16 protein-coding genes are annotated in these 15,966 nt (G+C 57.4%); 1 reads left to right on the top strand and 15 read right to left on the bottom strand.

From position 1 onward, the window contains the following. Nucleotides 1–13: 13 nt before the first annotated feature. From C0U40_RS11650 to C0U40_RS11625, 6 genes are read right to left on the bottom strand one after another with little or no spacing between them, the layout of a single operon-like run. Nucleotides 14–862: an alpha/beta fold hydrolase gene (locus C0U40_RS11650; RefSeq protein ID WP_101655963.1), complete on the bottom strand. Its 849-nt coding sequence runs from the start codon at nt 860–862 to the stop codon at nt 14–16. After that, nucleotides 859–1,941, bottom strand: a complete 1,083-nt coding sequence (locus tag C0U40_RS11645) for a branched-chain amino acid ABC transporter permease (RefSeq protein ID WP_101655962.1) — start codon at nt 1,939–1,941, stop codon at nt 859–861. Before C0U40_RS11645 ends, C0U40_RS11650 begins: the two co-directional genes overlap by 4 nt. Then, the gene (locus tag C0U40_RS11640; RefSeq protein ID WP_101655961.1) at nt 1,942–2,934 is read right to left on the bottom strand and encodes a branched-chain amino acid ABC transporter permease; all 993 of its coding nucleotides are present in this window, start codon (nt 2,932–2,934) and stop codon (nt 1,942–1,944) included. It abuts the gene before it with no gap. Between the two features lie 8 nt (nt 2,935–2,942). After that, on the bottom strand, nt 2,943–3,647 hold the full coding sequence (locus tag C0U40_RS11635) for an ABC transporter ATP-binding protein (RefSeq protein WP_101655960.1): 705 nt from the start codon (nt 3,645–3,647) through the stop codon (nt 2,943–2,945). Beyond that, complete coding sequence (locus C0U40_RS11630; RefSeq protein WP_101655959.1) at nt 3,644–4,411, bottom strand: ABC transporter ATP-binding protein; 768 nt, start codon at nt 4,409–4,411, stop codon at nt 3,644–3,646. Before C0U40_RS11630 ends, C0U40_RS11635 begins: the two co-directional genes overlap by 4 nt. A 58-nt stretch (nt 4,412–4,469) precedes the next feature. Continuing rightward, the gene (locus tag C0U40_RS11625; protein ID WP_101655958.1) at nt 4,470–5,669 is read right to left on the bottom strand and encodes a substrate-binding domain-containing protein; all 1,200 of its coding nucleotides are present in this window, start codon (nt 5,667–5,669) and stop codon (nt 4,470–4,472) included. A 112-nt stretch (nt 5,670–5,781) separates the two neighbouring features. On the opposite strand from C0U40_RS11625, the gene C0U40_RS11620 reads away from it, so the two are divergent. Then, nucleotides 5,782–6,372, top strand: a complete 591-nt coding sequence (locus C0U40_RS11620; RefSeq protein WP_286134929.1) for a LuxR C-terminal-related transcriptional regulator — start codon at nt 5,782–5,784, stop codon at nt 6,370–6,372. Nucleotides 6,373–6,378: 6 nt separating this feature from the next. Here the strand turns inward: C0U40_RS11620 and C0U40_RS11615 are convergent, their stop codons facing one another. The 9 genes from C0U40_RS11615 to C0U40_RS11575 form a co-directional block, all read right to left on the bottom strand. Next, nucleotides 6,379–7,542, bottom strand: a complete 1,164-nt coding sequence (locus C0U40_RS11615; protein WP_101655956.1) for a mandelate racemase/muconate lactonizing enzyme family protein — start codon at nt 7,540–7,542, stop codon at nt 6,379–6,381. A gap of 12 nt (nt 7,543–7,554) precedes the next feature. Next, complete coding sequence (gene hpaR / locus C0U40_RS11610) at nt 7,555–7,995, bottom strand: homoprotocatechuate degradation operon regulator HpaR (protein ID WP_101655955.1); 441 nt, start codon at nt 7,993–7,995, stop codon at nt 7,555–7,557. A 114-nt stretch (nt 7,996–8,109) separates the two neighbouring features. Then, nucleotides 8,110–9,015 carry a CobW family GTP-binding protein gene (locus C0U40_RS11605; protein WP_101655954.1) on the bottom strand — a complete coding sequence of 302 codons (906 nt, stop codon included), beginning with the start codon at nt 9,013–9,015 and terminating at the stop codon, nt 8,110–8,112. Next, complete coding sequence (locus C0U40_RS11600) at nt 9,012–10,514, bottom strand: amidohydrolase family protein (RefSeq protein ID WP_101655953.1); 1,503 nt, start codon at nt 10,512–10,514, stop codon at nt 9,012–9,014. Before C0U40_RS11600 ends, C0U40_RS11605 begins: the two co-directional genes overlap by 4 nt. 12 nt (nt 10,515–10,526) lie before the next feature. Further along, nucleotides 10,527–11,975, bottom strand: coding sequence for a M81 family metallopeptidase (locus tag C0U40_RS11595; protein ID WP_101655952.1), 1,449 nt, complete (start codon nt 11,973–11,975; stop codon nt 10,527–10,529). Continuing rightward, a complete protein-coding gene (locus C0U40_RS11590; protein WP_101655951.1) occupies nt 11,972–12,496 on the bottom strand; it encodes a TRAP transporter small permease in 525 nt (174 codons plus the stop codon). Before C0U40_RS11590 ends, C0U40_RS11595 begins: the two co-directional genes overlap by 4 nt. Before the next feature lie 3 nt (nt 12,497–12,499). Next, entirely contained in the window at nt 12,500–13,471 is a 972-nt protein-coding gene (locus C0U40_RS11585) for a TRAP transporter substrate-binding protein (protein ID WP_101655950.1), read from the bottom strand. Nucleotides 13,472–13,503: 32 nt separating this feature from the next. After that, nucleotides 13,504–14,787, bottom strand: coding sequence for a TRAP transporter large permease (locus C0U40_RS11580; protein ID WP_101655949.1), 1,284 nt, complete (start codon nt 14,785–14,787; stop codon nt 13,504–13,506). Continuing rightward, the gene (locus C0U40_RS11575; protein WP_101655948.1) at nt 14,784–15,926 is read right to left on the bottom strand and encodes an NAD(P)/FAD-dependent oxidoreductase; all 1,143 of its coding nucleotides are present in this window, start codon (nt 15,924–15,926) and stop codon (nt 14,784–14,786) included. The genes C0U40_RS11580 and C0U40_RS11575 overlap by 4 nt, the downstream gene beginning before the upstream one ends. Nucleotides 15,927–15,966: the final 40 nt, after the last annotated feature.

Raw genomic sequence — 15,966 nt, 5'->3', positions numbered from 1 at the left:
TATAAGCCGTGATTTAGGATTGGCGGCCCGACAGTATTTCGCGGATTATGCGGATGTCTTCGGGTCGCGACAGGCTGGGCGCGTGGCCGCAACCGGCAAACTCTGTCAGTTTCGGTTCAGGTCCGCTGACACACATACGCGCCGCAATCTCTGCGGTCAGCATATCGGATGAAACACCGCGCAGTACATGGGTTGGTGATGTGATCTGTTCCCATCTGGACCAGCTTTGCAGCTCGTCTGCCGAGGCAGAGAACTGGATGGTGATCGCGGGATCATAATGTAGCGTCAGCGCGCCGCTGGAGGTCCGGCGCAGGGAAGTGCGCGCCATGCGCTGCCAGAATTCATCGTCTGCCGGACCGAAAGGGTGATAGGCGCCACGCAGCCATTTTTCGCCCGCATTAAATCCGGCAAATCGCGGTAGGTCGCCGACGTAGGACAGAATGCGATCTATCGAGGTTTTTGGCACTTCAGGACCAATATCATTAACGACCAGTTGTTTAATCCGGTCCGCATCCCGCCCCGAGGCCAGCCGCATTCCGATCAAACCGCCCATCGACGTTCCAAGCCACGACACAGCGTCCAGGCCGTAGACATCCATAAGATCTGCGCTGATGCCTGCGTAGTATTCGATCGAATATTCCGCTTCGGGATTGGCAGACCAACTGGACAGACCCCGCCCGATCATGTCGGGGCAAAGCACAAAATAACCGTCAGACAGGGCGCGGGCCAATTCGTCAAAATCCCGTCCGGTCCGTGCCATTGCGTGGGAAAGGACCAGCGGCGGATTGGTGGAGTTTCCCCATTCAGTGACGTGGATTTCGTGATCCATCACCGGAACCATTACAGAACGCGGGCCGGTCATCCGCGCGCCCCTTTTTGCGTGATGGTTCCAACGATGCCCTTGGGAAAGAAATACACCAGCAGGATGAATATTATGCCGAGCCAGAACAGCCAACGATCGGGATTCAGAAGTTCCGGCAGAAGCGGAAGTTTGGCTGTGGCTTCGGCGGCAACACCCATCAGGTCCCGCAGGTAATATTGTGCGATGACCATCAACACTGCCCCGATGACAGCACCCCACATGGTGCCCATGCCCCCGATTACCACCATCAACAGGATGTCGATCATAATGGCAAAGGACAGCGCGGTGTCAGGTCCGGTGTATTTCAACCAGACTGCGTAGACCGTGCCGGCAAGGCTCGCGATGGCGGCAGACAGGCAAAAGACAAAGGTGCGGTAGGCAACAACGCGGTAGCCGATTGCCTCGGCGCGGGCCTCGTTCTCGCGGATGGCTTTCAGCACAGTGCCAAGCGGCGATCCCACCAGTCGTAACATGACGAAGAACAACAACAGGCAGGTCACAAAGACAAAGTAATAGGCTGCGAGCTTGCCATTCATTTTCACACCGAAGAGGCGTAACACCTTGCCGTCCTCATCGACCATCAGTTTAAAGGCCGGTTTGAACAGGTCCGGCGTGCGGTATGTGATCCCGTCCTCGCCGCCAGTGAAATGGGACAGTTGCGAGGCCAGAACCAATGCGACAGAGGCTGCCGCCAGTGTGATCATGGCAAAGAAGATTGCCTTCACACGCAGGCTTAACAGGCCGATTGCGGTGGCCACCACAAGGGACACCAGCACGCCCGCCAGCCCGCCAAGGATCACCGCATCCCATCCCGGCCCCATCTGGCGCAGCAGGATCGCCGCACCATAAGCCCCGAAGCCAAAGAACATGGTGTGGGCAAAACTGACGATACCGGTGTAGCCGATCAAAAGGTCATAACTCGCTACCAGCACGATAAAGACACAGATGCGCGCGGCAACTTCCAATGCCCGCACGTCCTGAAACAGGAAGGGGGCGAAACACAGCAGGGCTGCGATCAGCAATACCGTGGATTTGACAGCAATATCACCGAAGCTTGGTTTGGAGAGAGAAGCAGACATCTATTTCACCGCCGGACGCAGGCCGTTTGGCCGCCACAAAAGGATAATGGTCATCAGGATCATGTTGGACGCAAGCGCCAGTTTCGGTGCAAGAAAGCCAACATAATTTGCAGTCAGTCCCACCATGATAGCGCCCAATAACGTGCCTTCGATTGACCCCAACCCGCCAATGATCACAACGATAAAGACAACGATCATCATCTCGCCGCCAAGGGCGGGGGTGATCAGGGTTTCATATCCTGCCCACATTGCTCCGCCCACTGCGGCCAGTGCCGATCCGACCATAAAGACGCCAATAAAAAGGCGGTCGATGCGAAAGCCGAGTGCCTCAACCATCTCGCGGTTCTCTACGCCCGCACGCACCAGCAGCCCGATCCGGGAGCGGTTCAGCACCAGATAAAGCCCGATAAAGGCGACAAGGCCCAAGCCGAAGGCAAACAGGCGGTAAATTTCTACGCTGACATTGCCAAGAATGATCGCGCCTTCCAGAAAATGCGGCCGCAAAACGGTGATTGGCGTTCCACCCCAAAGGGCCAGAATGATCTGTTCGGATACGATCAGGGCGCCCATGGTGATCAGGATCTGGCGCAGGTGGTCATGGTAGACAGGGCGGATAATCACGGATTCAAAAAACCACCCCGCCGCCAGCCCGAAAGAGATTGCCGCAAGCAGGGCAAACACCAGCGCCATTGAATTGAGAAACACGCTGTCAGCCCCGACCCAGCCGCTGAGGGCGGAAAGCACTGTGGCGGCAACGAAGGCACCAAAGCTGATAAAGGCGGAATGGCCGAAGTTCAGCACGTCCATCAGCCCGAAAATCAGGCTCAGACCGGAAGCCATCAGGAACACCATCATCCCCATTGAAAGCCCAGCGATGGTCAGTGTGGCCCAAGACGACGGAGCGCCGATCAGCACAAACGCCCCGAGCGCGAGTCCGACCGGTAGCAGGTAAACCCCGCCAAAACGCCCAAAAAACTGTGAAAGATTTTCCATGATACTCCTCAGGCAGACAGGCTTAGCAGCCGCTCTTGCAATTCCGTGTCAGCGGCGAAATCCGCCATTGTTCCCGCATGGGCCACCAGCCCGTCGTCAATCACCGCCATGTCGCGCCCGATGCTTTTGGCAAAATGAAAGTTCTGCTCCACCAGCAGGATCGTGGCGCTTTGGGAAATCTCGCGAAAGGCTTCGGCCATCGCCGCAACAATTGACGGGGCGAGTCCCTTGGTCGGTTCGTCAATCAGGATCAGCGCACGGGGTTCGATTATGGCACGGGCTACGGCGAGCATCTGTTTCTGCCCGCCCGACAGGCTCCACGCCTGTTTGGTCCAGAACTGCTCCAGTGCGGGAAACAGCGCGTAAATCCGTTTAAGGCGGGGCTGGTCAAACCGTCCCTTTTCGGTGGCGAGGATCAGGTTTTCCTCAACCGTAAGACTTCCAAAGATACCCATGTTTTCCGGCACATAAGCGATGCCCTTGCGGGCTATTTCGGCCGTGTGCAATCCGGTGATATCTGCACCTCGGAAGGTGACGGAACCGGGGGTCGGGCTCCACAGCCCCATGATCGACCGCAATGTTGTCGTCTTGCCCGCGCCATTGCGCCCCAGTAGGACAAAAACGCCGCCTTCGGGAATATCCAGCGTCACACCGTGCAGTACGGCGTATTGGCCGATGTCGGTTTTCATATTGTTCAGGCTCAGAAGGGTCACGCGGTTTCCTCCGTAGCGGTGCCAAGATAAACATCCCGCACGATCTGGCTCGACATCACCTCTTCGGGGGGGCCGTCCGCCAGCAGTTCTCCGTTGTGAAGCACGATGATCCGGTCCGCCAGTTTGCGCACCACGTCCATCTTGTGTTCCACCAGCAGCACTGTTTTGGTCGGGTCGGCCTTGATCTGGAAAATCAGGTCCAGCACATCCGGCGCATGATCCAAAGACATGCCGGCAGTGGGTTCGTCAAACATGTAAATATCCGGCTCCATCGCCATCAAAAGAGCGACCTCCAGTTTCCGTTGGTCCCCGTGGGGCAGGGCGGCGGCTGTGGTATGAGCCACGCCTGACAGACGGGTCGCTTCCAGATAATGTTCCGCCTTGCGGGTCAGTTCGGTAAAACTGTCGGCGCGGCGCAACACGCGCCAGCCGTGGCCGGAACGGGCCTGCACGGCAAGGCGGATGTTTTCCAGCACGCTGAGTTGCGGAAACAGGTTGGTCAGTTGAAACGCCCGCCCGACCCCGAGACGTGCACGGGCAGACGGGGAAAGGCCGACCAAATTCTGCCCGCCTTTAAGAACCTGACCGGAAGTTGCGGTTAACTGGCCCGAGATCAGGTTGAAATAGGTGGTTTTGCCCGCTCCGTTCGGGCCGACAATGACGGTCAGTTCTCCCGGATGAAAGGCGCAGGACACCTGATTGACGGCGACATGACCACCAAAACGAATGGTCAGATCCCGCGTGACGAGGGATGGTTCGGACATGAAAGGAATTCCTGTTGTCTGGACCGGCGCAGCGGCTTGCGCGCCGGTCCTTTGGCAATCAGTCGTTGGTACGGCCGATAGGGATGTTCATCTCTGAAGGTTCGATGATGCGCACCAGATCGGGGATCGCCCAGTCTACGTTTTCATCCACGCGGATTTTGAAATGCACCATAGATTGCAGCGCCTGATGGTCTTCGGGGCGGAAGGTCATTTCGCCTTTCGGGGTGTCCCATGACATGCCTTCCATCGCCTTGATCAGATCCTCGGTTTCAAGGCTGTCGGCTGTCTCGATCGCTTTTACTACAGCCAGCGCTGCTGCCATACCACCTGCGGTAAAGAAATCCGGCGGGCCGTCGAAACGGGCCTGATGTTCCTTGACCAGCCAGTTGTTCACCGGATTGTCGTAGGCTTCATAATAGTAATAAACCGCGCCTTCCATGCCCGGAAAACGTTTGTAGGTTGGCAGAACCGGCAGGATATGCCCGCCCATGGAAATCTCGATTCCGTAACGGCTCGGGTCCAGTGCCTGAATTTTACCCGGCGCATCGCCACCACCCGCGATGTAAACGAGGATCACCTTACGGCCTTCCTTGTCTTTCAGCGCGTTGAACATCCGTTCTGCTGCGGCGGTGAAATCGGCGGTGCCTTGGGGGACGTATTCTTCTGTCACCACAGTTGCGCCCGTGCCTTCAAGGGCTGTTTTGAAGGCGGCGATACCGTCCTGACCAAAGGCATAATCCTCGGCAATCGTGGCCACATAGAGGTTCTCATCAGGCTTCAGCGCCAGCGCCTGTGCCTGCATATCCATGCTGGAGTTGCGCGAGGTTTTAAAAATATAGCGGTTGCTGTCCGGTCCTGTCAGGCTGTCCGCAACGGCCGGTTCAACGATCAGGATTTTCTCGTATTCCTCGGCAATCGGCAACATACCTTTGGTCACGCCGGAAGACGTGGCACCCACAGCCAACAGCACTTCGTCATCACCGTAGGCTTCCGCCAGAACGGCGCGGGCTACATCCGGTTTGAACTGCGTATCCTTAATAATCACTTCAATCGGGTGGCCCTTGACGGTGTTGGTTCCGTCGGTGGCATATTCCAGACCCAGTTCAAATCCGGTTTGGGCCTGTTTGGAAAAAGCTTCAAAGCTGCTGCCGGACAAACCGTGGATCAGGGCAATTTTAATCGGGTCTTCAGCCCATGCGGCGCTCGCAAAAGTGGCCGCGCCGGCCAGTGCAGCGGCCAGACGTGTGAATGTCTTCATAATATCCTCCCATAACGCGCGCTACGGTGGTTGCCCATCGCAGACCCGTTGTTTAACTTGAACTTCAAAGGTCCAGCATTGGATCCGTTTGGGCAAGATGGTGGAAATACGTATGTGTTCTGATTTTGGCGATAACTCATTGGCAGAGTTGGCTTTTGTCCATGCTCCTGTGGGTCTTGTCGTGACGCAGAACCGCGTTATTCGCGAATGTAACGCAGCTTTTGCGCAGATGTTTGGGTATTCCCGCGATGAACTTCGCGACCAGTTGTTTTCGATCCTCTATCCGTCACAAGAGGAGTTTGTGAACATCCGTGACCGCGGGGTGCAGCAGTTGCGGGCCACCAACACCTATTGGGACGAACGTATCATGGCGCGTAAGGATGCGACCCTGTTCTGGTGCCGCGTGCGGGGCCATACCTTCACGCCGGAAAATCCGCTGGAACGGGCGGTCTGGAGCTTTGCCGACCTGTCCGCCGTGCGTCCCTATCTGCCGCTGACACGGCGGGAACGGGAAATCCTGAGCCATCTTTCCGACGGTCTGACCAGTAAGGAGATCGCGCTGAAGCTGGATATTTCTTACCGCACTGTAGAGGTCTACCGCGCCAAGCTGCTCAAGAAATTCGGAGTCAGCAATACCGGCGGGTTGTTCCATTCCCTTGGCGGTATCGACAGTGAACATGTGGTGTCGGGAAACCGCAAGTAAGCCGGGCTATTCGGCCAGTTCCCGCATCACCTTGATCAGATCGGCCTTGCCCTCAAACCCGATGCCAACCAGTTCCGGCATTGTGATATGACCGTCGATCACCTCCACCCCGTCAGGGAAACCGCCATAAGGTTGGAACAGGTCGGGATAGCTTTCGTTTCCGCCAAGCCCCAGCCCTGCCGCAATGTTCAGAGACATCTGGTGCCCGCCGTGGGGAATGCAGCGTTTCGGGGACCAGCCGAACTGTTCCAGAACATCCAGCGTGCGTTCGTATTCAACCAAGCCATAAGACAGGGCGCAGTCGAATTGCAGCCAGTCCCGATCCGGCCGCATCCCGCCATAGCGCAGCAGGTTGCGGGCGTCCTGATGGGAAAACAGGTTCTCCCCTGTGGCCATAGGGGCGGGATAGAATTCCGACATGGCGGCTTGTAGGGCATAGTCCAGCGGATCGCCGATTTCCTCGTACCAGAACAGCGGATAGGTCCGCAGCATCTTGGCATAACTGATGGCTGTCTCCAGATCGAAGCGGCCGTTGGCATCCACCGCCAGCTGTGCCTCTGTACCGATTTCGTCCAGCACAGCTTCGATCCTGCGCTGGTCCTCTGCCAGTGTCGCACCGCCGATTTTCATCTTTACGACAGTATAGCCGCGATCCAGATAACTGCGCATTTCGCGTCGCAAGGCGCTGTCGTCCTTGCCCGGATAGTAATATCCCCCCGCCGCATAGACAAAGACGCGGGGATCGGCTGTGATCCCCTTGCGTTCCGCCAACAGGTGAAACAGCGGTTTTTCCGCGATCTTGGCAATCGCATCCCAAACCGCCATATCAAGCGTTCCGACCGCGACAGATCGTTCACCGTGCCCCCCCGGCTTTTCGTTCTGCATCATGGCCGCCCAGATTTTGTGGCCGTCCAGATTGGTGCCGCTTTGATCCAGCAAGGTCTGAGGGTCCGCTTCCAGAATACGGTCTCTGAAGCGTTCGCGGATCAGCCCGCCCTGTCCGTATCGCCCGTTGGAGTTGAAGCCGTATCCAACAACGCGCCGACCGTCCCGTACAACATCCGTGACGACAGCCACCAGACTGGCAGTCATTTTTGAAAAGTCTATATAGGCGTTCCGGATCGGCGAGGCGATCGGTTTTGTGACTTCTACAATATCAACAATGCGCACGATAATTCCGCCTTAATCTGTGTGCTGTCCGGGATCCAGTTGGCCAAGTAGATCAAGAAGCTGCTCATATTTATCGGGGCCGAGTTTTGCCTTGAAACCTGCCACGATCTTCACCGCCTCGCCAGAGCGGTCGTCAATGATTTTCTGCCCTTCCGGTGTGATGGCAATGATCTGTTTGCGGCGGTCGTGTTCGCCCCGTGTCTGGGTGATCAGGCCCTTGTCCCGCATGGTAGCAGCGATCCGTGTCAGACTTGGAAACAGCAGACTGGCACGATCCGCCAGCGTCGAGGAATCAAGCGCGCCATATTCCGACAACACGCGAAGGACCCGCCATTGTTGTTCGGTGATCCCAGAATCCGAAAGCATCTCGCGGATCGGGATCATCACACCTTCACGGGCGCGCATCAGGGCAATCGGCAGAGAGCGGGAAGTAGAGGGAATTTTTGACGTCATGGAAAAACCGGTTCTCGAATTACCGTCCCATTCTCTAACGTTTTTCCGGATAAGGCCAGAAGCTTCATGCCGTTACAGTCGGATGGGCAGGAAATCGTCGTGTTGCGTGATCGGCTATGGATCCGAGCGGAGCAGTTGATCCAATGCGGAGCGTGCGGCTTCAGGGACGAAAATCCCGCTCTCGCCTATAAGGACAAGGGCGTTTCCGGTCTCGGTGCGTTCCGGTGCACGGGACAATGCTACGCGATTCCCAGCCAGTTGGAACAGGGTTGCTTCGGGTTGCCCGATAAATTGTACAAACCCTTTTGCCCGCAGCAAATTCGGCGTCAGGCGGGTGACTACCGTTTGAAACTGTTGCAGGTCTAGCGCTTGTTCACTGCGCCACTCCAGATGGCAGAAACGGTCATCGGGGTGTAAGGGGACATCGGAGTGCGCGCGCGCCAGAGCATCGCCGATAAATAGAGTGCCTAAAGGGACCGGTTCATCCATATCGAGCATCAGTTTTCGTCCATGAACGGACAAAGCCACCTTCAGCCGGTCTATGTCCGACGGATCTGCCATTGCGGTTTTGGACAGGCACAACACATCGGACCCGCGCAATTGCGCCAGCCACAAGGGATCGTTCTGCCGCGCAGGATCGGTGGCATCAATAATGCCGATCACGGTTTCCAGCCGCGCCTGCGCCCAGATCACGGGGTCCATCAGGGATTGGGTGATGCCTGCCGGATCAGCTACGCCGCTGGCTTCGATCACGATCAGTTCAGGCGCAGGGCGTCGGGAAAGAACCAGCTTGAGCGTGCGCATCAGATCGCCCTGAAGCGAACAGCAGATGCAGCCGTTTTTTAACCCGATCACCCCGTCTGCCGCACTGTCCAGCAAGGCGGCGTCGATGTTAATCGAACCGAAGTCGTTCACAATCGCAGCAATCCGCCGCCCGTGATCCTGTTGTAAGAGGCGGTTGATAAACGTGGTTTTACCGGACCCCAGAAAGCCTGTGACCAGTAGGACAGGAACGCTCACGCTGCGCCGCGTTTTATCGGTTTGCCCGGAGCGGCACCGGTTTCCAGCTTGCCTTCATGGATCACCATTTCGCCGTTCACCAGCAAATACCGCACCCCTTCGGAGGGACGGTTCATGGCGGTGAAATCCGCCTTGTCGGTCAGGGTTTCCAGATCAAACACAACAATGTCTGCATCACAGCCCTCTTGCAAGCGCACCTTTTTGCGAATTGCAGGAGCACAGCTTTCGATAACCTTGGCCGGCAGGATCGTGCATTTGGCCAGTGCCTCCATCAGCGGCATGGTGCTGCGTTCGCGGACATGTTCGCGCAGAAAGCGCGTGAACGTACCGGAGGAGCGGGGGTGCGCCGACAGGTTTTCAGGCAGGGGCCAGTCCAGCCCTTCGTAAATGCTGCCGTCCTCGTTGATCCAAGGCATTGCATCCGATGCGATAGAGCCGCCCGGGTAGGTTACCGAAAGGTCCAGCAGGCGGCGGTGTTCGTCATTGGCTTCCACATCAAGAAAATGCCACATTACCAGATCGGTCGGGTCTTCCTCCCGCGCGTTGCGCATGTCTTCGCGCCCTGAAAAGCGGTGGTGGTTGCGGATCAGTTCGATGTTGGAATAGTCGCTGCCGGTGCGGTTTGTGAAATCCGGGTCCATGAAGAACCCTGCGCTGACCACTGTTGCGCCCGTACCATAAGGATAGGCTTCGGTGGTGACGGGAAGCCCCTGATCCTGTGCTTTTTTCACCAGTTCCACGACCCGCTCGATATCCATCAGCGAAGTCGAGTTCAGATGGCAGATGTGCATATGCGCACCGGTCGCCCCTGCCAGCCCGATCAGCCGCACATAACTGTCAACCGAACTTTGCGGGTCGATGTTGCTGAGATAGGCAATATGGGTGAAGGTCGGAGCGTTATACTCATATGCCAGATCGCAAATATCGGCCATTTCCTTCACTCCAGCCCCCGGCGCATAGCCGTTGGGCAGACCGATCCCGATTGCGCCGTCTTCCAGCCCCTGTCGGACATGCGCTACAATGTCTTTGGTTTGTTCGGGGGAGGCTGCTTCGGTGGACCAGTCCATATTTTCCGATCCTGCACCCATCTGGTCAATCGGGTGTACGGATGCGTCCAGTTCGATTGCCCCGAATGTGGCCTTGCGCCCGAACAACCACGCCGCTGCCGTGCCATAATTCAGGGCGCGGGGCTGTTTGGCCTGCCGTGCGTACCAGTCGGCTACAGGCAAGGCGCCCACTTCCAGCTCTAGTGTTGTTGTCACCCCGTCAAAGGCCTGCATCCGGTCGGCGGCAACGGATTGTCCGTGGGCGTGCAGGTCGAGAAATCCGGGCGCAACAACAAGACCGGTGGCGTCGATTTCCTGTTCTGCGCTGCCATCGAGATGGCCCACAGCCGCGATGGAGCCCCCTTTGACGGCAAGGTCGCAGACCTGATCAAAGCCGGTTTCAGGGTCCATGACACGGCCATTTCGCAGGATGATATCAAAGCTGTGCGCCATGAGAGTCTCTTTCTAGGTGAAGGGGTTTTCCACTTTGGGCCAGTAGTTCCCGTCCCGTTTGGTGAAAGGCACTATAGTGAAATCAGGGGTGATTGCCCCCGGTGTGCCGAGGTGGATCACCTCGGCTGCAATCGGGGCAAAGCCGTCATAGAAATGCTGCGAGGATTTTACGACAATGTATTTCAGTGCCGCCAGATCAATTCCAAGGTTGGTAAATGCTTCGGGGTGGAAAGTCTGTGTGCGCCTTGTGTTCACAACGATATGGATGCCGTCGGATTCCAGCCAGACACAATCGCCCATATTCATTTCGGCGCTGCCCAGATGCTGGACCGAGTCCCGCTTGATCCCGCGCACCACAACTTTCAGGTCTACCGGATCGCCGGACATGGGGCCGATCTTGCCGCCGATCCGAACGTCCATTTCCGCGCCTTCTCCGGCGTCGATACACATGCCCACCAGAACCGGATCCCAGAAGGTGGCAAAGGCAATATCTTTCAGTCCACGCTTTATGGCTTCGACAAGCACAAAGGTTGAATCTGATGGTGCGCCACCCCCTGCGTTATCGGCAAAATCTGCCAGAACCACAGGCGCTGCATTCAGGGCAACCGCCTTGTCTATCCCGTCTGCCATGCTTGGGAACCGGCGCAGTTCATCGCGCATCTCCCAGAGTTCCTGACCGAGCGCTTTGGCCCGTTTCCCTGCCAGCGATTCATCTCCGTCTGTAATCACCAGTGTGCGGGTTCCACAGCGTGGGTTGTCGCCCCAAGGGAAGCCGTGGACCAATGAAACGGACAGGATGCCGTCCTGTCCTTCCATTTCTGACATCCGGTCCACGTAGCTGCGGACCGGTTCGAACGGGGTATGGTACATCGCCATCATCCGGCAATCATAATCCCGCATCACCGGACGGGTTTTACCCGTTGCCGCATCGGCGCACAGGGTGAAGAGTTCTTCGGCCCGCTCCACCACGTCGATATGGGGGTATTCCTTGTAGCAGATGATCGCTGTGGCATTGTCGAGCATCAGTTCCGTCAGGTGGCAATGGGGGTCAAGTTCCAGTCCGATTACCGCATCTGGCCCCACAATATCACGGACGCGCAGCATCATATCGCCTTCGCAATCGTCGTATCCTTGCGCGATCATCGCACCGTGCATGGACATCAGGACCACGTCCACTGGCATGGCTGCGCGCAGGTCGTCCAGTATGTCGTCCCGCATGGTTTCATAGACTGAACGCACGGTCGGACCTGCGGGCTGGGCGTATGTGGACAGACCCTCGGCCACCTGCCATCCCAAAGCTTCAGCCCTCTTGCGCCAAAGCGTTGCAGCCGCTGCATAAAGCCCTGCATCCCCGCGAGAAGCCTCTTTGGTATAAAGATGTTCCTTAAAACCGCTCCACCCTGTCGGGATCGGGGAGAAGGAATTGGTTTCAGTAGCCAAAGAAGCCATAAACAGTTTCATTTCGCAGTCCTCAGATCAGCGATGGCACGGACCAGATCGGCCAGCACGTGAATTAGAATAAGCGTAAAGGCGAGCGGTATCGCGATACCAAAGACCACCATTGGCAGGTCCATAGTTTCGGTCTGCCGCCCTGCCAGCCGCGCGATATAGCCCCGCGCGGGATTGGTATTCGGGCCGAAAAAGCTGAACCACAAGATAGGCAGTACAAAGCACATGACCCCGAAGGACCGTGCCAGAGTAAATGCCAGACCCTTTGCCCCGGCCGCCTTGAGCGCATTGGGAAACAACGTCGGGTCCAGCCGGTACCGATAGGCGCAGGATGCGCCAAGCAAACCGCCCCAGACCATAGAGAACCTTGCCAGTTCTTCGGTCCACACAGGCGGCTGATGCAAGAGGTATCGGGCGATCACCTGCCAACCGGCTGCGGCCAGCATCACGGCAACCGCCAGCGCTGCGCCGATCAGGGCCACACGGTTCAGCCCCCATGACAGCCGGTTCAGAATATCAGAGATCGCCCGCATGGTTTAGCGCCCGACCGCTTTGTTCCAAGCCTCAAGACCACCTTCTGGCATTTTGGTGGACTCATACAGCGGTTGGCTTGCCTCGCGGAATTTGGCGCGTTCTTCGGGTGTCAGTTCGATCACTTCTATACCCGCTTCTTCCAGTTGCTTGAGCACTTCGGAATCGTCGGATACCAGTTCACGGTTGGCTTTGTGGGCCGCATCCACAGCCTGTTGCACGATTTCGCGTTCGGCGTCGGAAAGGGACTGGTACCAATCCTCAGAAGCAATCGCGACGCGGACGGAAGGGCTCATCTGGGCGTTGGTGAAATACTTGATGAAAGCCGTATGCCCGTAAGTCAGTGGCACAAACGCCGGATTGATGTAGCCGCCAGCCACGCCGGTTTGCAGCGCGTTTGGCACTTCGGACCATGAGACGATTGTGCCCTTGGATCCCCATTGTTCAAACGTGTTGATTTGCACTTCGTCCAGCGCACGCATCCGAACGCCTTGCATATCCTCGAACTTGCGGATCGGAACTTCGGTGGTGAAAATGCCGGTGGGTGTACCAGTCATCACCAGATCAAGCACTCGCACGCCCTTTGGCGTTGTGCCTTCGTTGATCTTTGCCAGCATTCCGCCTTCATCAAGGGCGGTGTCCAGTTGCGCCATATCATCGAAGAAGTAAGGCATCATGGAACCAAAAATCGTCGAGTCCAGCGTGCCAGCGGATTTTGCATCCGACATGGATACTTCCAGCAGCCCCTGGCTGACCTGATCCAGCCGCTCGGCTTCCTCACCCAGTGAATTGCGTTCGTATTCCGCAGCCTCGATGCCGTTGGCGTTCAGGTAGTTGCCAAAAGTATGGGCCCAGACGTAAGTGCCGGATTTTTCCAGATCGGGCGGGCTGTCCAGCGCGATTTTGACTTCTGCCGCAGAGGGCAGTGCAAAGCTCAGTGCAACGGCAGAGGCCGTCAGGATCTTTGTCAGTTTCATGATAGTTTCCTTCCCTGTTAAGTTGGTTGGTCTTATTTCCACAGTCCCAGCGTCCGGGGCAGCCAGAGGCTGATTTCCGGCGTAAAGACGAGTATTCCCAGTGCGATGATTTCGGCGACGACGAAGGGCAGCACAGCGCGGGCGAGCTTCCAGTAATCCACGCCCGTGACGGTAGAGACGATCAGCAAGCATCCCCCTAAAGGTGGCGACACCAGCCCGATGCACAGATTGAAACAGATGACTATCCCCAGATGGACGGGGTCCGCCCCGTTGGCGAGCGCGACAGGCGCCAGCAACGGGACCAGCAGTGCCAGTGCAACGGGCACATCCATCACCATGCCTGCGATAATGAAAATCAGGTTCATCACCAGCAAAAAGCCGACCGGTCCCAGACCCATTTGTTCCACCAGACCGGCTATGGCCTGTGGAATGCGTTCCAGAGCGGCCAGATGGCCGAACGCTGCGACGGCGCAAAGGATCATGAAGATTGATCCGGTCAGAATGGCGGTGCGGGTGAAGCTTTCCCACATATCTTTCAAAGAGAGCGGGGAATAAAAGAAGGCGGCAATTACGGCCGCAAAGACGGCAACGGCAGCAGCTTCTGTCGGGGTCATCCACCCGAGCACAATGCCCCCGACGATGATGATTGGCAGGCACAATGCCGGCAGCGCCTTGAAAATTGCGGGCAGCAGGGCAGGGGCGTCGCCTTTTTCCACGCGGGGGTGATCCTCGCGCCACGCGAACCAAGCGTTTACTGCGAAAAGTACGGCGGCCAGCAGCAGGCCGGGCAGGATCCCTGCCACGAAAAGCGCGGCCACAGATGTCTGCATCAACGCGCCATAAAAGATGAGAATGATCGAAGGTGGTACAATCGGGCCAATGATCGAAGATGCCGCGGTAATTGCACCGGCGTATTCCGCACTGTACCCCCGTTCCCGCATGGCTGGTACAAGCGTGTTTGACAGGGCAGCCGCATCCGCCACGGCTGATCCTGAAATCCCTGCGAAAAACACCGATGTCATGATGTTCACGTGACCCAGCCCTCCGCGCAGCCGCCCGATCAGAGCCATAGACAAATCGATCAGGGATTTGGTGACACCACCACGGTTCATCAATTCGCCGGCGAGTATAAACAATGGCATGGCCAGCAGGGAGAAGATGCTGATCTGGGAGAAAACCTTCTGGGGCAGCACCGCCAGATAGCGGGAATTGTCCGACAGGATAAACGTCAGCGCAGCAGCCCCCCCGATCACATAAGCCAGTGCCAGACCGGAGGCCAGCAAGGCGGCGGCGATGAAGGGGACGATCCAGATCATGCGGCCAATCCCTTGCGTCCGGAAGCGACAAGTGTCTGATCAAACCCGTGATCTATCAGGTCGTCTGGCACCGGTTTTCCCTGAACAAGCGCACTTGCCAGCCTACCGGCGGCGGGCGCAGTTTGAATGCCATATCCGCCCTGTCCGGCCATCCAGAAAAATCCTTCTGCCTGTGTGGAAAATCCAATGACGGGTTCCTTATCCGCCACAAAACTCCGTAATCCTGCCCATTTGTTTTCAATCCTGCGGATATCGAGTTCAAACGCCGTCATGATGCGGTCCGCACAGATCGCCACGTCCATTTCATCGGGTTGCGCATCGCAGGGATCGCTCGGTGTTTCATCGGCGGGGGACAGCAGCAACCGTCCGGCATCGGGCTTCAGGTAGAACTGTTCTTCGATGTCGATTGTGATTGGCGCGTCGCGGCGGGTAAATCCTGCCGGTTCCGGCACCATCATCGCGGTGCGGCGTTTGGGTTTCAGCCCGATGGTCTCTGCGCCCGCCAGTTCACCGATCCGGTCTGCCCAAGCACCGGCGGCATTTACCACAACTGGTGCTTTCAGCGTGCCGGCCTTGGTGTCAGCCGTCCAGCCTGTGCTGTCGGGCTGAAGCGACAATACCTCGGCATTGCGCAGCAGGGTGCCTCCGCGTTTTTTGAACAGGCGGAGATAGCCTTGGTGCAAGGCTGCCACATCAATATCCTGTCCGCCCCGATCCAGCATACCCGCACTGGCATAACCCGAACGCAGCAAGGGTTGGTGATCTTGAAGGCCCGACGCATCAAGCCGTTCCACAGCCGTATCACGGGATGCGGTTTCAATCAGCGCATCAAGTGCTGCACCCTGATCGTCTCGGGCAATCATCAGGATTTCCCGAGGGGTGAGCAGCGGGGCATCGCAAAATCCCTCTGGTGGCGTATCGAAAAATGCACGGGAGGCCCGTGTCAGCGCGCGAACCCCGGCGGGGCCGTAGCTTGGTGCGAAGACTGCGGCAGACCGTCCGGTGGTGTGATAACCCGGTTGGGATTCCATTTCGGCCAGAATGACAGTGCAGCTTTCCGACAGATTGGCTGCAACCGATGCTCCGGCGATACCGGCGCCGATAACAATCACATCAGCTGTCATGGTAGGTTCTGACATAAAAACTTGCCCCTTCGCGGCGATTCCCTTGGATTTCAGG

Origin of the sequence: Neptunicoccus cionae (assembly GCF_002860325.1) — a bacterium.
GTDB lineage: Bacteria > Pseudomonadota > Alphaproteobacteria > Rhodobacterales > Rhodobacteraceae > Amylibacter > Amylibacter lutimaris.
The sequence above is the reverse complement of the archived record's forward strand: the minus strand, read 5'-3'. Positions and strand labels throughout refer to the sequence as shown.

Bases quoted from the DNA above. Each gene is read 5' to 3' on its own strand.
- C0U40_RS11650 (WP_101655963.1), bottom strand. From the start codon at position 862: ATGACCGGCCCGCGTTCTGTAATGGTTCCGGTGATGGATCACGAAATC.
- C0U40_RS11645 (WP_101655962.1), bottom strand. From the start codon at position 1,941: ATGTCTGCTTCTCTCTCCAAACCAAGCTTCGGTGATATTGCTGTCAAA.
- C0U40_RS11640 (WP_101655961.1), bottom strand. From the start codon at position 2,934: ATGGAAAATCTTTCACAGTTTTTTGGGCGTTTTGGCGGGGTTTACCTG.
- C0U40_RS11630 (WP_101655959.1), bottom strand. From the start codon at position 4,411: ATGTCCGAACCATCCCTCGTCACGCGGGATCTGACCATTCGTTTTGGT.
- C0U40_RS11625 (WP_101655958.1), bottom strand. From the start codon at position 5,669: ATGAAGACATTCACACGTCTGGCCGCTGCACTGGCCGGCGCGGCCACT.
- C0U40_RS11620 (WP_286134929.1), top strand. From the start codon at position 5,782: ATGTGTTCTGATTTTGGCGATAACTCATTGGCAGAGTTGGCTTTTGTC.
- hpaR (WP_101655955.1), bottom strand. From the start codon at position 7,995: ATGACGTCAAAAATTCCCTCTACTTCCCGCTCTCTGCCGATTGCCCTG.
- C0U40_RS11600 (WP_101655953.1), bottom strand. From the start codon at position 10,514: ATGGCGCACAGCTTTGATATCATCCTGCGAAATGGCCGTGTCATGGAC.
- C0U40_RS11595 (WP_101655952.1), bottom strand. From the start codon at position 11,975: ATGAAACTGTTTATGGCTTCTTTGGCTACTGAAACCAATTCCTTCTCC.
- C0U40_RS11590 (WP_101655951.1), bottom strand. From the start codon at position 12,496: ATGCGGGCGATCTCTGATATTCTGAACCGGCTGTCATGGGGGCTGAAC.
- C0U40_RS11585 (WP_101655950.1), bottom strand. From the start codon at position 13,471: ATGAAACTGACAAAGATCCTGACGGCCTCTGCCGTTGCACTGAGCTTT.
- C0U40_RS11580 (WP_101655949.1), bottom strand. From the start codon at position 14,787: ATGATCTGGATCGTCCCCTTCATCGCCGCCGCCTTGCTGGCCTCCGGT.
- C0U40_RS11575 (WP_101655948.1), bottom strand. From the start codon at position 15,926: ATGTCAGAACCTACCATGACAGCTGATGTGATTGTTATCGGCGCCGGT.